Annotated in this window: 13 protein-coding genes and 3 pseudogenes; 8 read left to right on the plus strand and 8 right to left on the minus strand. The window is 54.7% G+C overall.

The features are described 5' to 3' along the window. Window positions 1-265: pseudogene (locus tag KP702_RS14120) on the plus strand (hypothetical protein); the annotation flags it as partial. A gap of 317 nt (window positions 266-582) precedes the next feature. Here KP702_RS14120 and KP702_RS14125 read toward each other — a convergent pair. The 6 genes from KP702_RS14125 to KP702_RS14150 are packed head-to-tail and all read right to left on the minus strand — an operon-like array spanning window position 583 to window position 9,086. Beyond that, a complete protein-coding gene (locus KP702_RS14125; RefSeq protein WP_202208129.1) occupies window positions 583-1,251 on the minus strand; it encodes a phosphoribosyltransferase in 669 nt (222 codons plus the stop codon). Next, a complete protein-coding gene (locus KP702_RS14130; RefSeq protein WP_202208130.1) occupies window positions 1,248-2,507 on the minus strand; it encodes an amidohydrolase in 1,260 nt (419 codons plus the stop codon). The genes KP702_RS14125 and KP702_RS14130 overlap by 4 nt, the downstream gene beginning before the upstream one ends. Further along, window positions 2,508-4,283, minus strand: coding sequence for an adenine deaminase (locus tag KP702_RS14135; protein ID WP_202208131.1), 1,776 nt, complete (start codon window positions 4,281-4,283; stop codon window positions 2,508-2,510). Beyond that, entirely contained in the window at window positions 4,276-5,385 is a 1,110-nt protein-coding gene (locus KP702_RS14140; protein ID WP_237390032.1) for a nucleoside hydrolase, read from the minus strand. The genes KP702_RS14135 and KP702_RS14140 overlap by 8 nt, the downstream gene beginning before the upstream one ends. Then, a complete protein-coding gene (locus tag KP702_RS14145; protein WP_215769264.1) occupies window positions 5,378-6,730 on the minus strand; it encodes an NCS2 family permease in 1,353 nt (450 codons plus the stop codon). The genes KP702_RS14140 and KP702_RS14145 overlap by 8 nt, the downstream gene beginning before the upstream one ends. Window positions 6,731-6,734: 4 nt before the next feature. Further along, window positions 6,735-9,086, minus strand: a complete 2,352-nt coding sequence (locus tag KP702_RS14150; protein WP_202208132.1) for a TonB-dependent receptor — start codon at window positions 9,084-9,086, stop codon at window positions 6,735-6,737. A gap of 181 nt (window positions 9,087-9,267) precedes the next feature. On the opposite strand from KP702_RS14150, the gene KP702_RS14155 reads away from it, so the two are divergent. Next, a complete protein-coding gene (locus KP702_RS14155; RefSeq protein ID WP_202208133.1) occupies window positions 9,268-10,026 on the plus strand; it encodes a GntR family transcriptional regulator in 759 nt (252 codons plus the stop codon). Between the two features lie 771 nt (window positions 10,027-10,797). Here the strand turns inward: KP702_RS14155 and KP702_RS14160 are convergent. Next, a complete protein-coding gene (locus tag KP702_RS14160) occupies window positions 10,798-11,694 on the minus strand; it encodes an oxidoreductase (RefSeq protein ID WP_202208134.1) in 897 nt (298 codons plus the stop codon). A gap of 96 nt (window positions 11,695-11,790) precedes the next feature. Between KP702_RS14160 and KP702_RS14165 the strand changes: the two genes are divergently transcribed. The 6 genes and pseudogenes from KP702_RS14165 to KP702_RS16480 form a co-directional block, all read left to right on the plus strand. Beyond that, window positions 11,791-12,675, plus strand: coding sequence for a MurR/RpiR family transcriptional regulator (locus KP702_RS14165; RefSeq protein ID WP_202208135.1), 885 nt, complete (start codon window positions 11,791-11,793; stop codon window positions 12,673-12,675). Beyond that, entirely contained in the window at window positions 12,675-13,535 is an 861-nt protein-coding gene (locus KP702_RS14170) for a DMT family transporter (protein WP_202208136.1), read from the plus strand. The genes KP702_RS14165 and KP702_RS14170 overlap by 1 nt, the downstream gene beginning before the upstream one ends. A 9-nt stretch (window positions 13,536-13,544) precedes the next feature. Next, window positions 13,545-13,924: pseudogene (locus tag KP702_RS14175) on the plus strand (IS5/IS1182 family transposase); the annotation flags it as partial. 341 nt (window positions 13,925-14,265) lie between these two features. After that, a complete protein-coding gene (locus KP702_RS14180) occupies window positions 14,266-15,039 on the plus strand; it encodes an AraC family transcriptional regulator (protein ID WP_215769265.1) in 774 nt (257 codons plus the stop codon). A gap of 83 nt (window positions 15,040-15,122) precedes the next feature. Then, window positions 15,123-15,764, plus strand: coding sequence for a LysE family translocator (locus KP702_RS14185; protein WP_202208138.1), 642 nt, complete (start codon window positions 15,123-15,125; stop codon window positions 15,762-15,764). A gap of 272 nt (window positions 15,765-16,036) precedes the next feature. Next, a pseudogene (locus KP702_RS16480) lies at window positions 16,037-16,228 on the plus strand (VapC toxin family PIN domain ribonuclease); the annotation flags it as partial. A gap of 108 nt (window positions 16,229-16,336) precedes the next feature. On the opposite strand, the gene KP702_RS14190 reads toward KP702_RS16480, so the two are convergent. Next, the gene (locus KP702_RS14190; protein ID WP_202208139.1) at window positions 16,337-17,284 is read right to left on the minus strand and encodes an AraC family transcriptional regulator; all 948 of its coding nucleotides are present in this window, start codon (window positions 17,282-17,284) and stop codon (window positions 16,337-16,339) included. Between the last annotated feature and the right edge of the window lie 52 nt (window positions 17,285-17,336).

Raw genomic sequence — 17,336 nt, forward strand, 5'->3', positions numbered from 1 at the left:
TCTCGGCGTTCTTGTCGGGGATGTTTCCCTGTTTGCGTCTCGTCAGACAGTCAGTCTGACCGCTCATCTGTCCCTGTCCAACCTGTCAGGCTGGCATGGGCTGGAATCTTCCACATACCGCTGGACAGATGGCGATGCGACGTTGCCGCTGCAAAGCGGAAATAGCAGCAGGGAACCGGGTATTCTTTCCATTCAGGTCGTGTCCAGCGGACCCTATCTGATGGAGGATCGCTCTGCTCTGTCCGAACTGCGTCAGGTCGGATAACAGCCTCTGGGTACTGATGGGGAAGCTTCGGCTTCCCCACTGTGTCACAAATCACGATACAAATATTTCCAAATTGCTCTGTATCTGCCGTATTAAAACGCGTCATGCCAGATCCCCGAATGACTTCTTCTCGGCCATCTGTCTCGTTGCAACCGTCTTCTCTTGGTTATGAAGCCTGCGCTTAGAAGAAATGGTCTCCGGCAATCCCGGAGCGCTTTAGGTATAAAATTTTTCAGACTCAATAATACTGATAAACGCAGCGTATGTAGAATGCACTTCCATGTCGTCAGACCATTCCTGAATTTCTGAAGTGACTCTTACATACGACCATTAAGCCTATCCACAATCCAGGTTTTATCCTTCTTTATAAATAAAGGAGATGAAAAGCAGCTTTTAATAGGAAACGAGAACCGACTTCTCCAGCGCTCACTCTGAGTCATAACGCACAAAGCAGCGAAAGGAGAGTGGCCAATACTCTCCAGTATTTTAACTGCGGCAAAGAGCGATTGACCAGTGCTGACTACGTCGTCAACAAGCAAAATTCTTTTTGCGCTTCCCAGTAAAGGTAGAAGATTAGGATCAAAATAGAGGCGCTTCTTACTGTCCGGCGTGGTGATTGACGACAGTGGTAATGACAGTTGATCGTCATACCAGAATTTACGGGACGTACTCAGCGGAATAAAGCGTTCATGATTACACCCTTTGGCCACGGCTGCTGCTAGGCCAAGACCTAGCGTAGGCATTCCAACAATAAGATCGGGTGCAAGAAGCAGTGCCTGTCGGACAAGGTCCTGGCAGAGTACATCGAAAACTCTGAAAGACGTTTGATTGACGAGCAGGGAAGCAACTGCTGTTTTTCCATCAGGGAGGGGACGCAAGGGAAGATCCAGATGCTTCCCCTCGAAGCAGACACGATACCGGTCAGTATAAGGCGGAACCAAAAGCTCGTCAGGCGCGAAATCCTGCCAGAAGGAGAGTGTACTCATTGGGTCTTCTCCACAAAGGAGACCAGGATATCGACAGCTTTTTCCAGCGCGCTTTCATCGAAATCAAAGGCACTGGCATGATGTGGGGCAGTGAGATCCGCTCCAATCAGACAATACCCAGCCTGGCCACCGCGCTCCTGCACGCGCTGCATCATAAATGTGGCGTCATCGCCTCCGCCAATTGGCCAGGTTTGAATAACTTCTCCACCCTTGGCGGCCAGCACAGCATGATGAAGACGTTCCGTGATACTGGTGTCTGATATGGCGCTGATGGCCGTGCCGTATACGTCGATATTTACAGTTGCTCCTTGTGTGAGGGCCGCGCCTTCCAGAGTTCTTCTGGCTCCTGATGTCAGACGCTTCAAACCGTCATTGGTCGAAGCGCGCAGTTCCATTTCTAAGGTCGCTTCATCAGCGATCACGTTCCGGGTGCGGCCGGCATGTAGCAAGCCTACATTGATCCGTGTATCTGCCTGACCATCGCGGGGGAGGGCATACAGTGCAGGAATAGAAATTGCGGCCGCGAGGAGAGCGTTGCGACCTTCCTCGGGGCACATTGCTGCGTGGGCTGCGACACCTTTGAACGTCACATTCCATTTTTCTGCCCATAGGAAGCCGTCTGCGGCCAAGGCAATCGACCCACTGGGCAACTGACATCCGAGATGTGCAGCCAGAAAAATATCGACGTCATCCAGAAGCCCGTGATTGACGATGGGCTGTGCACCTCGGCCACCTTCTTCAGCGGGCTGAAAAATCAGGCGGAGCGTTCCCCTCCAGATCGTTTCAGGAGATGCCAGGCGGGCAGCAACAGCGAGGCCAATGGCTGTATGTCCGTCATGCCCGCATGCATGCATCCTTCCTTCACAAGATGAGGAAAAGCCCTTTAGGGAAGGCAGGTGCGTGTCGTCTTTGATCTCCTGAACAGGCAGCGCGTCCATATCAAATCGCAAAGCGATTACAGGCCCGTCACAGCGCTTGAGATCGCCGCACACAGCTGTCTGGCCGTTTGGCATGCGGGAAATCCATAGAGGACTTGCGCCAGCGGCACGTGCTGCCTCTTGTGCCTGTTGATGGCTTTCTTTCGATGGTAACCCACGCACACCGTCCATGGACATGACTTCCGGACCGACACGGACCGCATATCCGAGCTCAGCAAGGCGTTCTGCAACCAGAGCAGCTGTGCGATATTCGAGAAAGGCCGTTTCTGGAAAACTGTGAAAACTCCGGCGCATGCCAATGACGTCATGGGGGAGCATTCAGCAGGTCTCCAGCACCATGTCTGTCACAATTTCCCCAGTCATACCGTCCGTAATGCCCAGATCTGTCACATGTGGACCTGGATTGCAGGCCAGTGACGCTCCGGTGACCAGCTTGATCATGGACGTAGGCCCATCCCAGGTCGTGGCAGTCGCAGCGGCATCCCGAACGGAGGCAAACTGGCGGGCCACATTCTCCGGGGTCTCGGTTGAAAGAAGGCCACAGACGGGAAGAGGCAAGAGCGCGACAATACGGCCATCACGCGCCACAGCCATGCCGCCGCCGCTTTCAATCAACGTATTGGCAACAAGCGCCATATCTTCAGGGTTCCGCCCGAAGACAGCCAGATTGTGGCTGTCATGCAGAATGGTTGTGCCAATCGTCGCCGACCAGTCTCCCCATCCTTCCAGAATACCCAGACCGGGCGGGGTATTCTCACCATAACGGTTAAACACAGCCATCAGGGCTGTTTCATCAGGAAGCACGAGTGAACCGTTAAGAACATCCATTTCCCGTTCTGCCCACTGGGTGGTGCGAGGTGTGCGAACTGTACGGATAAGAGCCTTACGCGCATGCGGAACCGAGATGCGGAAATCATTTGGGGTAACTGGTGAGCGCCGAACGGTGTTCAACGGAAGTCCAGGCAGTTCTGCTGGCAGTGCCGCCAGCAGTGTTCCATTGGAGGCTACATGAATACCTGACGCAAAAACTTCCTGAGGCGTGAAGTCTGTCAGATTATTGAAGACGACCAGGTCTGCACGTCGTCCGGCTGCGACAAGGCCAAGATCCCTTCTTTCGATCCGCATGGCAGCGTTCAAAGTGGCACAACGGAGAGCATCCATGGGACACATCCCCAAAGACACCAACAACCGAAGATGATGGATCATGCCGCCCCGGCGCAGGAGATCGTCAGGGAAGATATCATCCGTGCAGAGTGTTACGGTCTGCGGAACGCAGGCAAGCTCTTTGAAGGCCTCAATGGCGTCCGGCAAAATATTTTCGTGGGAGACCCGCAATTCCAATGTCATGCCGGCGCGGAGCTTTTCCAGAATGTCTGCTTTACTGGTTAACTCATGGTCAGATTCAATACCCGCCGCCATGAAGGCTTGCAGGTGAGAGCCGCACAGATTGCGGGCATGACCACAAACGAGCTTCCCACTTGCGAGACCGGCGTTGACGATGCCTTCCATACGGTCAGACCCGGCCACGACGCCGCGCATGTCCATTACTTCGGCCACTCCAATAACTTCAGGCCAAGACAGCATTTCTTCCATCGCACCAGCATCGAAGACGGCTCCAGAGCGTTCGAGGCCGGGTGCTGACGGAACGCAGGAAGGTGCTTCGACCAGAATACGGAGCGGCAGACCCTTGGTTGCATTGATGGCCCATCGGACACCGTCCAGCCCGCTGACATTCCCGATTTCATGGGGGTCCCAGCACACGGTTGTTGTTCCTTGAGGAACAACAGTCTGTGCATAAATGCGGGGTGTCACCATGGAGCTCTCGATGTGCATATGCGCATCGATCAGTCCGGGGGTAATGATCTTGCCAGAAAGGTCTAGTATTGTCCCGGCATCTGCGCGTGTTCCGGGCGGATGCACGCTGGCAATGAATGCCCCAACAAGTCCTACGTCGGCCGGCCTGATTTCACCCGTGGCGACATCAGCAACTGAGCCATTGATTAACAGGATGTCAAACGGCAGGCGGCCGGCCGCTGCACTGACGGCGCGGCGGCGTAATTCAGGGTCGTTCAGGGGGCTGTTTACATCAATCATGGCTGTTCATCCTGTTCGCAGCCTCAATAAAGCCTTTGACAAACCGGTCTTTGTCCACGCCCGTTACGACAATGACGGGACGTTCACCAATATGGGGGCGGGTCGCTTCAGGCCACGCGTGAGCATAGCCGTAATTGGGCCCATGGGTCAGATCGACGTCCATATAGGCTGTCACGCTGGAGGTAATGAGGGAAGGGTCCAGAGCAATGGCGGCAGCAAGTTCGTCCCACATCGGCTGGGGACGGAAATAATGCTTCAGATAATCCGAGATGGCCCCCGGATTACGAGCTGCCTGATCCCGAATGTCTGGTGTCATACGGATCGGGTTAGCGACGGCCCCGATTGAGATGATTTCGGGGAAAGGTGCTTCGAGTGTAATACTCGCTGCCTCAGGATCGAACATGAGATTAAAGTCGGTATAATAGTCTGCACTATCCGTAACCTGACGCAGGTTACCGTCTACGATGGCTCCCATGAAAACCAGCTTTTTGCAAAGCGCGGCAAAGTCGGGATCCAGTTTGATGGCAAGTGCAATATTGGTCAGTGGCCCAGCCGCCAGAACAGTCACTTGATGTGGATGAGCATGGACCTGACGGATCAGGAAGAGAGCAGCTGTTTCCGTTGATATGGCCCGTAAGGAAGCACCTTCTTTAAGCGGTCCGACCGGAGGTTGCAGATCAGGGGCATTACCACGCCATGCGCCTTTCCATGGCATTTTCCCGTTAGACTGCTCCCATGCCAGCAGACGAGGGCGCGAGTTGACGAGGGGCTGTGTTGCACCGGGAACAACCGGTAGCGTGGCAGCAATGTCGGCAATATCCAGAAAGCGCGAAAGATGAGCGACAGCTTCGTTTTCCCATCCATCCCCAATCACCACAGTGAAGCCCAGGAAATCTGAAGTATCCTTGCGTCCGAGGATGGGAATAACAGACTGGATGTTCGTGCCGCCGGGGCCTGCAAAGTCATTGTCGAAGATCAGATAGCCTTTTGTGGGGGCAGCACCAGCGGGGAATATGGGCGTGATGCAAGATAGCGCTGCAAGGCCAAGGAGAAGGGCAGAAAAGCAGTTTTTCAAAAACATAAGATAGATCTTCTCACGCATGATGGCCGTGCAGGTTGGCCGATACGACAAAAAACAGAACAAAAATAACGCAAAGCCCCCAGACCACTGGCGTGATACTGCGCCTGCGGCCTGTGGCGAGCGCCATGATCACGTAAGAAAAAGTTCCGATTGCCATGCCGCTGATCAGATTGCCCGTCAGGAGGGCGAAAATAAATGTCAGGATCGCAGGAGCGCTTTCTTTGAGGTTGGACAAATCAAGATGACGCACGCCCTGAAACATCATCATGCCGACCATGAGCAGGGAAGGGGCTGTGGCCTGAGGGGGAATGATCATGAACAGCGGCCAGAAAAACAGTGCGGTCAAAAAGCCTCCGGCAATGACCAGAGCTGTCAGACCTGTCCGACCACCTGCGTGGACGCCAGTGATCGACTCTGAATAGACGGCGGCAATAGATGTTCCGAGCAACGGGCCTACGATGCTGGCAAGGGCATCGGTAATGAAAGCTTCTTTTGCTCGAGGGATACGTCCGCTTTCGGAGACCATCCCTGCAGCCGTGGTGACACCAAGCAGATTTGCCAAAGTCCCGAACAATTCCGTGCACAGGAAGAAGAACAACATGGGCAGCACATAGAAAAAATGGTGCACCAGATACATTGGATCGAGATGAAATGCGGTTTCGTGAGGCCATTGCGGCCAGGCAACAACCTGTTCTGGCCATCGTGTGATTGTGTGCCCTGTCCCGTCCGGTAAGAACAACCCAACAAAGGTGAGAGCGATGATGGACAGGATCAACGATCCGGGGACACGTCGGGCAATGAGAACTGGCGTTAAAATGAAACCTGCCAGTGTCAAAAGAACCTTTGGGCTGCCAACCGGACCCATCGTGACAAATGTTGAAGGATTAGCGACCACAAATCCTGAATTGCGCATGCCAATGAACATGATCACCAGACCAACGGCCACCTGAATACCGATGCGCAGCGTATCTGGAATATCGTGGGCGATCCGCTCCCGGATGCGTGTCAGACTCATCAACAGAAAAATAACGCCTGTCACGCAAGCAAGCGCTAGGGCGGCAGGCCAAGGGACATTCATCTGCTTTACGAGAATGATCGCAAAGACGACATTCGAGCCCATCGCTGCACCGACACCCAACGGCAGATTGGCCAACAGACCCATGACCGTCGTGCCAAAAATGGCCACGAGGCAAGTGGCTGTCAGCACACTTGCCCGGTCCAGGCCAGCTTCCTGCATAATCATGGGATTGACGGCCACGCAGTAAACCATGGCTGCAAATGTTGTGAGGCCAGCAATAACCTCACGTCCGATCGTTGTACCACTGGCGGTCAGGCCAAAAAAACGGTCCAGACGGGTCATCAGCATCCGATCAGAAATCGAGTTTGACTGTGGCAAGGGCTGCAAAGCTGCCCGCAACATAGTACGTCGGTGTTCCCTGAGATGCGATTGTGGTCCCATAAAGGCCTTTGCTGACCCGGGAGGACGCTGCAATACCAGAGACACCCGACAGGTATTTGTTGTTGCCCACGTTCATGAGATTGAGCCGGACTTCTGGATGTGTATTGAGAACCTTTGGCATACGGTAGCCAAAGTTCATATCAGCATTCACATAGCCCGGCATGGCCTGATCGTTCATGAAAGTAGAAAACTGGCGACCCACATATTTGACCGAGAAACCGGCGAAATACGTGCCGTCGTCATAGTCCAGCCCGACAGAGGCTTGAACACTGGGGCTGCGGACTGCCGTCTTTCCAGCTGTTTTCAGATAATCAGAGCCGACCTTGTAATTATTGTCGATCGTGGCGTGCAGATATTCAGCCGAGACATACGGGTGCAGGTGGTGCCACGGATGCAGCCCGATTTCGACATCCACACCGCGCGATGTCTGACCACCCGCGTTGATGTTCTGTGTGATCTGGGCGTTATTGATCGTGACCTGCGTTGCGACCTGACGGTTGGTAAAGTTGTAATTGAAAAATGTGATTGAGCCGTTCAGAATATTATCTTGATAACGGTATCCGATTTCTTCCGAGATAGAATACTCGGTTTTCTGCGTGGGATTTGCGAGCGTCGCAACCTTGCCTGTGGTTGCACTATAGGTGTTGTAGAGCGCGTTAAGCGTCGGTGTCCGAAAGTTCGTGGCCACGTCCGCAAAGATCTGGCTGTGATTATCTATTTTATAGCGCGCGCCCAGATTGGGTGTGGTCACGGCAGCGTTCATGCTGGTGCGATACTGGGCGCCGGGCAGATAGTTGTAACCAATACGTGTCACCATCGATTCTTTGACGCCTGCTTCAATGCGCAGTCTGTTGTGCAGCGCATTGAAGGTATCGCCAAAGAACAGGGAATTGACCCGTGTAATGGTCAGGTTGTCGTAGCTCGCCAGTCGCGTGCCATCTGAGAGCTTCACATTACCTAGGTAGCCCCAGACATTTGCCGGACCACCATTCGCGCCCACTTCGCTGTATGGGTTGAGCATTCGCTGACGCGACCAATCAAACCAGTAACCAAACACAAATGTATGATGGCCGATCGTATAGTGGACCTTTGAGACCATTCCCGGGCGATAGACGTATGGTGTCCCGAAAGGCGTGTACATCATGACCTTGTCATTGGTCGTGCCATTGCCATTCAGATCAACGCTGTATCGCTGGTTCCCTGAGTACACGGCATTTTCTGACATTAAAGATGCTGACGCGATCGTTCCGGAGTTCCAGTAGAAGTACGGCGTGAAATCAAAGCCGAGGTGGCTATTGACCACGATATTCTGCGGCGCACTGAGAATAAGAACTCGATAGGGGCTCTGGTGCAGTTTCCAGTACCGTGTGTCTGTGGGCGAGAAGTCCACGGAATAGTTGGCGTGTCGACCATACTGTTGCCAGGCAGAAAGGCTTGGATTGAGATAGGATACTTTCATGGAATCGTCGAAGGTCAAGGCAACTGAGCTTCTGCTTCCGTTCTCCCAGTCCTTTACCAGTTTGGCGTCGATGTGCTGTTTGTGATCATTACCCGCACCACGGAAATGAGGCTCTTCCAGATGCGACCACGCGACAAATGCGCGCATTCCGGTATTGCCAATGTCTCCCGTCTGAAGGCGCACATATTCCCGATGGGTGTTATAGGAACCGAAAGACCCGGCAACGGTTCCTCCCATCTTATGGGACGGATCGATCAGGTTCATTGTTACCAGACCACCGGAGGCACCAATCGTCGGGGAGTCCAGATTGGCTGACCCTTGTTGCATTGTCACTTCATTGAGGTTTTCTGAATCCACCCATTCCGTCGGGAATGCCATGTAGGACCCAATATCATTGAGTGGGGCACCTTCAACCGTAAATCCGATCTGATCGCTGTTCATGCCGCGGATCGTCATGTTTCCGCTGACCATGCCAAAGGGGTCTGCACTTGCAACATTGGCGCCGGGCATGTTTCCCAGAAGTTTGAACACGTTCGGCGTCGGGGCCTGTTTGGCAATATAGGCTTGAGTGATTTCGCTTCTTGATTTTGCCCCATTCTGGGCGACCATCCTGCCGCCGCCAGCCGCTGCACCAGCTACGCGGATAACTTCCGAGCGCTCCGCTGAGAGAGACGTTGCCTTGCGATGAGGGGCCGAATGGTGTTTGTCGATGCTGGATGGGTGGTCCGACAGGGTTGCCGCATGCGCGGGCAGACAGACTAGGCTGCCGAGAAACGTGGTACCTAGAAGGATTGAAGTACGCATGACTGATGAAGCTCCCGGCCAAACACGGAGACACGACGAAAACGGGCTCGTTCTGCCTCTCACCCGGGACTGTCAGGGAGTGAATCGGCAAAGACGTCTTAAGTTGTTATAAGACGTCCTGTTACTGATTTCCTCTAAGATTTCAATCCATAAATGCAACAATATAGGAAAAATCTTGCTTATGCCTGACGCTGTGTTTGTGGCTGCGCTGGATATGAATGGCGCAGAGCCGCTTTATCTTCAGGTGGCCCGACATATTTCCAGCCTCATTGGTAAAGACAGCCGCTTTGTGGATCGTCTGCCGTCTGAAGCTGAGCTATGCCGATTGTATGCCGTGAGCAGGATTACGATCAGACAGGCCCTTGCCTCCCTGGCAGAGCGGGACATTGTTGTGCGGCAACATGGGCGAGGGACCTTTGTGGGATCTCTCCATCGACCCGGTCGGCAGAAAACAATCCATTCCTTCTTCGATATCCTGTCGAGCAAGGGGCTAAGGCCGGAAATGATCATGCTGGATTACCAGATGCGTCTTCCCCCTCAGGAGGTAGCCAAGGCCTTTGAATCGGTGGAACAGGCTCTGTTTATCCGGCGTGGATATAGGAGCGAGCACACTCCTCTTGGCGTCACGGAAGTCTTTTATCCGGGGCATCTGGCGTCCGCCATTACGCGCGAGATGGCCTCTGCCCGGACCTCAACGGCCATTCTGCGAGAAGAGCTTGGACTTCGGGTCACGCATGCAGATATCTCGATCGGCCTTTCCCGAGCGTCGGAAGATGTTGCCCAGTGGATGAAGCTTCCTGAGCAGACTACCCTGATGCGGATTGAACGTATTACAACATGTGCAGAATTAGGAGTGTGCGAATACAGTAGGCTTCTTGTTAGTGAAGCAACGGCAGATTTTAGAATTGGATTAAATGGAGATATTATAAATAATTATTAAATAAAAATTATTTATTTTATAGATTCTATATTTATGCGCGTCTCAATCATGCTCCAGAACAGCGGCAGTACCCTACCTATCCCACAGCGTCATGAGATGATTGCCGCGAAGTTCATCAGGGTCAGAAGTCATTTAATATAGCTGGGGAGCCGTCGCGGGTGACCGGAACAAAGTAGGAGCTTGCTGTCCGAACAGGCACGCCATCAGCAACTAGATGCCATCGCGACATATTGGAAGTGGCCATTGAAGAAAGATCCGTATGGTGCTTGGTGCCGGGCATTCCACGAGCTTATAGCTCTTATTTAGTGTCCGCTATTGGGAAGACCTTCAATGGACCGGCATGTAGGCCTATGCCGCCTGTCTGTTCAACAGGGATAGAGCACCCAGACAGATCAGGAGGCGACTGGAAGATCCGGCTCTTGAATAAAGACTGGGAAACCCGGCATCAGGGCGAGCGCGTGGTTCCTGAGCGAGCCTGCTGACTGAACTAAAACTCGCTGGAGAAATACCCATATCGCTGGCACCCAAAAGACAGACGCACTTACTTATCCCCAAAATGTCTGTGGGATGAATGATTGTCGTCTAATTGTGCCATCCTCTTTCTTGCTCAAGAGGGTCCGCGTCGTCGAATAACCGTTTAAGGCAGAGCAACTCCCGCTCGATTTTAACGTAAGGCGAAAGTCATCACGCAGACCCAGTCGTCATCATCCATTGCCTTCAAAATTGGGTCGCAGGGATTTCAAAAATAATTTTGATCGTTTCAGCCGTGAATTAGCCTGGACCATCGCTTGCGGCCGCGAGGAGTGGCACAATGACATCGCTGATCGGCGTCGGGATGCCGTGGGCGCGACCTCGACGCCGGATGACGCCGTTGCGGATATCCCATTCAAGGGGGCGACGGGCTTCACGGTCCGTAAGAATGGACGTGCCCATGTCAGCAGGAAATGCCAGGAATTTGTCGAGGATGCTCTGAGGAACCTCATCACCAAGTTCAGCGCCCTCGGCGCGAGCCACGGCCAGGCATTCCCGCAGATAAGTGAGCGTCAGTTCGGCGATGTCCGACCGGCCAAACATGCCTGAGCGGCGCCGCGTGAGCACCATGAGGCCGGCTGCCGCGTTCTGCAGCAGTTTGCGCCAGGCCTGGGAAAGGAAGTCCTCCGCCAATTCTACGGAACAGCGGGAGCCCTGCAACGCCTCGACAACGATGTGTGAAGCCGACATGTCTGGCAGGGTAAGACGCACAGCCCCACGCAAGCGCACCGAGCCATCGGACTGCGCCTGAACAGGAAACCACACAACAGCAGGTATGACCTGCGCATGCGGACAGTGTGGCCCAACACGCTCCACCTGTTCTACCCCGTTTTGGAGCACGCACACGACGGTCCTCGGGCGACACAGTACTGACAGCCATTCCGCCGCCGCCTCGATTTGCGTGTCCTTGACCGCCAGGAAGACGAGGTCAGCCTTCCGATCTATTTGTCTGGGATCAGTCTTTACGGGTCCGGGAACGGTGATGAGACGACCATTATCCTGAAGAGTCAGATGCTCGCGTGGTGTGCGACCACATAGCACCGGAGTATGACCAGCTTCATACAGCGCCGTCGCGATCACGGTGCCGATTGCCCCGGGGCCTATGACAGCGACAGCGGTCCTCATATCCGTATTCATAAAAATGGCCTCCCTCGCGAAATCTTTGGCTCACATACAGCGCATATACGCACATGACGCTTGTGCGTTCGATGCGTGCTTTGTAATGTATTACATATGATGATAGATAAATGTAATGAAATTACAGATTCTGCAGGGCGACTGGGTCAATGGCTCGGCGGCATTCAGGCACGCACCGGCGACCTCGCTGCCAGCGAGGAGAAGGTGGTCGCACTCCTGCTCACCGATCCCTTGTTCGTCGGCACCAGCACGACTGCGCAGGTAGCCGCCCGCGCTGGCGTCTCAGCACCAAGCGTGATCCGCGCCGCACGTGCGGTCGGGTTCAGCGGCTTTACTGAACTCAAGATTGAGATCGCCCGTGCCCGCGGCACGGCCGAATTCTTCGCGCCTTCTGAAACACTCACGGCGGATGCGACGACCGCCACCGTGCTCGAAACATCTATTCGTGCCGGCACCGACGCTCTGACGGCGCTCGGCGGCGCCGTGGACACGACTGCGCTCGACAAGGCCGTTGCCTCTATCCAGAGTGCCCGCCAGGTGATCGCCTTCGGTGCAGGGCCGTCAGCAACGGTTGCTGCTGACGCCGTGTTCCGCCTGCGTGCACTTGGCGTGACGACCATCGGCATCCCGGATTATTTGTCGGCGATGATTGCCACGCGCCTGCTCGGGCCGGGCGACGTCGTTATCGCTGTCAGTTCGACGGGTCGCACGCCAACGACGCTCGGTGTCGCCGATGCAGCTGCCGCCGCAGGAGCATTGCTTATTGCGGTCACCAATCAGTACGGCACACCGTTGGCCACCCTTGCGGACATTGCACTGGTCGTTGGTGGAGCACCACTGCCAGCACAGATGGCCGCTGCTGGCAGCCGATTGGCCCAGCTCGTCGTCATCGACGCACTGGCCGCAGCACTTGCCTTACGCGACCCGGAGCGTAGCCGACGGGCAGAACGAGCCGGCATTGACCTGCCCGATCTTGCCTGATGAAGCCGGGCACGGTTGAAATAATTCTCGTTGCGGCGGTCGCTCATGCGATGTGGAACCTGGCTTCGAAATACAAGCGCGGTGATACCCTGCTGTTCGTCTGGGCCTATACCGGCATCTCGGCGTTGCTCTGTGTGCCAATCTGGGCCGCACTTGTAACCCCGGGGCAACAGGTGCTCGACTGGCGGCTTGCCTTGGGCGCGGCCGTCTCGGCGGTGCTCCATATCGCATACTCCCTGATCTTGCAGGTCGGATATGATCGCGCAGAGCTAGGCGTAGTCTATCCGGTAGCACGCGGCACGGGGCCATTGCTGACGATGCTTTTCGCGGTTCTCCTGCTGGGAGAACACCTTACGGCAGTCGCGATGCTTGGCGCTTTCCTGATCATAGCAGGAATCCTCGTTGTCACAGGAAATCCGTTTAGGCGCGCAACTTACCACCCGCTTCAGGGTGTGTTATGGGGCGCTGCGACAGGCGCCACCATTGCAGGCTACACTCTCTGGGACAGTTATTCAGTCACTTCACTGCATCTCGCACCAGTAAGTTACTATACTGGCACGCTGCTGCTACAGGGCATATTGCTAACCCCAAGCGCACTGCGTCGGCGTCATCGGATCCCGGCTGCTATCCGCGCAAACATCACGCCAATCCTTATTGTCGCCGTGCTTTCTCCTCTGGCCTATATCCTCGTACTCAGCGCCATGCAGACGGCACCAGTGGCGCTCGTTGCGCCTCTGCGTGAATCATCTATCGTTATAGGCTCTCTTCTCGCATGCATGCTCTTTCACGAGGGCCATCTCACGCGCCGGATCACGGGGGCTATCGTTGTACTGATCGGGATCATGGCAGTCAGTTTTTGATACCCCTTCACCGATGCCTCTGCCTGTGACGATGTCAGACTGGGGGAGGGATTGCTCGACCGCCGTAATACAGCATCGGATGTCTGGGCGGACACGGCCTATCGGTCAAAAGCCAATGAAGCTTACATGGAAAAGCGAGGTTTTGCCTCAGAGGTTCACAGGAAAAAGTCGCATCTCAAACCCATGCCCGTCATATCCAGCGGTCCAATCTTGGCAAATCCATCATTCGATCCCGTGTCGGGCATCTTTCGGCTGATCAGAAATTGCAGACATGACTGTCTGTCCGCACTGTGGGCATCGCCTGTGCCGCGATGAGGATCGGGCTGACCAAAATTGTCTACAATCTGCGCGACTTTCTATTTCTGGAACGGAGCAGCCTCGTCGCGTAGAAAACTAGGCTATAACGCTCTCCGCTCTGCTCCAGACGTAGGCAGAAAGTCTTCACTCCGAACCATCAATCCCTGCGCGTTGATCCGAAAATCAGGGCATGATGACTTCAATCAATGGCTCTTCGATCCCTCCAAATGCGAGTGGTAAGATTGCGTTGATTTCCGGTTCTTGTTCGGCAAGGTGCAGGCGGTTATGTCCTGCTTGGCGAGAGGCTAGCTGACCCGGTCTCAGAACAACAATATGCAAGGACTGTATGGGCGCTAATCTCGAAAAAATAACTAGCTGCCCGCCATGCGCAGACCCGCATAGCGATACCCAAGCATTCTGGCGGGATCCGGCCTTGCCTTTCGTCGAGAGCCGCCGCGCCTGCCAGAGCTGGGCCTGTTACAAGCCCCATCATCACCCGACCTTTTCAATTGGTGCCGTGGACGGCGGCACCAGTGTCTTCACAGGTGCTCCGAGTGGCCCAGTTCTCCTGTCTCCTGGCACGCTCGTCTTCATACCTGCATCGCGTGTTCATGCGTGCAACCCGGCTCCCAACACCGCTTGGAGCTATCAGATGCTGCATCTGGACGCCCCATGGCTCCAGGCTGTTCGGCGAGAGTACCTTCGCACTGAATTGATGGAAGATGAGCCGGTGCGTATTGTGACCGATCCGATGATCTATGCGCGCTTCTGTTTTCTCAATGCGTTGCTGTTCGGAGAAGCCGATCCTCTCGAAAAGGAGGCCGCTTTGATCGAGTTTGTCGTGGATTACGACAGCGAACAGGGGCTTTTTATTGAAAGACCACTCGTCCCTTTGAACCTGGCCGAGCAGATTCAACCAGCCCTAGACTATCTGTATACGTGGCCCACCGTCAGTACGACCTTGGACAAATTGGCTGTCCTGGCAGGCATGAGCCGCTATCAAGTCATTCGGGCGTTCCGCGCTGTCACAGGCATGACACCACACGCCTGGCAGCTCAATCAGCGCGTCAATCTTGTCAGGGAGTGGATTCAAAGCGAGGACAGCCTTGCAGACGTGGCCCACAACCTTGGCTTTGCGGATCAGGCCCACTTTCAGCGAGTGTTTAAGGCGCATGCTGGTGTGACGCCTGGAAGTTTCCGAGGCTGACGACGGCACGGCTGCAATTTTCTTCAATACAGTAGGTGCTTTGGTGAGCACACTGTGTGGAAAAAACGACGAGTGTATCCTGAATGCAGCCATTCCTGATGATCGCCGCAGCGCATTTCCTGGCGCTGCTTTCTCCCGGCCCCGATTTCTTCCTGATCGCCCGAAATTCGCTGTCTTCCGGTTGGCGGGTCGCCAGCGGTGCCTGTCTGGGTATTGCTGCCGCCAACGGCGTGTTCATCGTCGCCGCATTTGCGGGGCTTGCCGTGCTGAGCCGAGAAAGCACGTGGTTCGTGATCCTTCAGCTGACCGGTTGCGCTTATCTGCTCTATCTGGGCGTGCTGTTCATTCGCCATGCTGGTACCAGCGGCTTGGGAAGTGTACTGACACAGGGTAGTCATGTCGCACGATCCAGTCTTTGGTTCGGGGCATGGCGCCGCGCCGCCAGCATGGGCTTCCTGTCAGGGATACTTAATCCCAAGAATGCGCTATTTTATGCTAGTCTGGCGACAATGCTGACTGGGCCTTATGCCAGCACGGGCTGGAAAGCGTTCTATGGCATCTGGATGTTCAGCGTCGTGCTGCTATGGGACCTGCTGGTGGCGGTCATGATTGGCAATCAGGCCATCCTGCAGCGTTTCGCACGGGTGCTGCCGTGGCTAGAGCGCGTTTCCGGTGCCATGCTGATTCTGCTGGCTGTAGGTGTCATCATTTTCCTGATGCATTGAGACACATCGAAGTCTGTGCGGTAAGAAACCGTCTTCTACCGGCGTTGTTATCGATTGCAATGGCTCGACCACGCTAGTGTTCTATCCCGCAAATAGCTTCGCTGTGGTGATGCAAATCTGGACGAAAGCATCGATTTTCTCAATGAGATCCCAAGCACTGACGAAAGAAGCGTAGCGGATGTAGTGGGAACGCCCTACGGCTTTTGATGGGTTCTCTAGATTTCCTTTCTCATCTTGTAATGAGAGGGGATGGAGTGAAGCCGCCAGGTTTCTTTGATGATGATGTCGCTGCGTACACGGCAGAAATCAGGGCTGACCTGGAAGCTCGTGGTTGTGTCATCCGCCCTTACGATTTGATGATTTCTGACCATGCCCAGAGCAGGGGGCTTGTTGTTGTAACTGGGAATCTACAAGGATTTACCCGAGTAAACGGGCTGCGGTCCGAGGATTGGATGGCAGACTAACTCAGGCAGTAGAATGCGCGCGTTGAAATATCCAGCAGGCAATAAACGAACTACCGTTCAAGATCTTCAATTTCTTTGACAAATGCCGAGAAAACACTGGCTCCGAGACTATTTTCCCTGCACCCTACGGCTGTAGCCTGGTGATGTCCCTGTGATCCGCTTGTAAGCACGGCTGAAGGCGGCCTGAGATGTATAGCCGAGGCGATCGGCAACTCTCTCAATGGACATTCTGTCGTAAGCGAGCCAGGTCCGGGCGATGCGCATCCGCAGATCTCCTGCGTAGCGCAAAGGCGAAACGCCAATTGTTTCCTGAAATCGCTTTGCAAACACTGAGCGCGAAAGACCGCTTTCCGCCGCCAAATCCGCGACGGTCCAGTCGCGTCCGGGGTGACGATGCAGGGCAAGAATAGCGCGCGATAGTTTTGGCTCTCGCAGAGCGGTTACAAAGGCGGAACTGTTTCCACACCCACATTCAACCCAGCCTCTGACAATGACCGCCATCACAACATCGGCGAGACGGGCAAGAATACCGGCATCTCCCACGCGCCCGGTGCAGGCTTCCTGTTCCATGGCTGTCAAAATCGGCATGAGTTCAAGATAACGCTGGCTCGTAGCGTCAATCATCATGATCTCTGGCATCAGGGGGACAAGTCCCTGCAGGCCCCCGAGATCAAACTCCATGCAGCCACTAAAGAAAATCGTATGGGGTGTGCCGATGGAGCAAGCCTCGACCGCACACATGGTCTCGCTGAGGGGAACGACATCGCAATGGTCGATATCCTGAACTGGAGCCGTCGGGTCGGAGAGAATTTGATGTGCACTCCCTTGCGGAAGGAACACCGCATTTCCCGCCGAGAGCGTCTGAAGCGCGGCATCTTCAGTAAGTAGCTTTGCTGTTCCGGTCGCCAGAAAATGGAAATAGGCGCAACCGGGTTTTGCCTTGAAAGCAAAGCCAAAAGAGGACCCAGCATGAATGCGACGGTATTGAATGCCACGCAAACGCATCCCGAGAAGCAGTTCGCTCATGAGGTCAGAGGACGGAGCAATCTGGTCCAATGGCGGAATATCCCGGCGTTATAGTCAAAGAATACAGATGCACAGTCATAGA

This window comes from Gluconobacter sp. P5B12 (assembly GCF_018812035.1).
Classification (GTDB): domain Bacteria; phylum Pseudomonadota; class Alphaproteobacteria; order Acetobacterales; family Acetobacteraceae; genus Gluconobacter.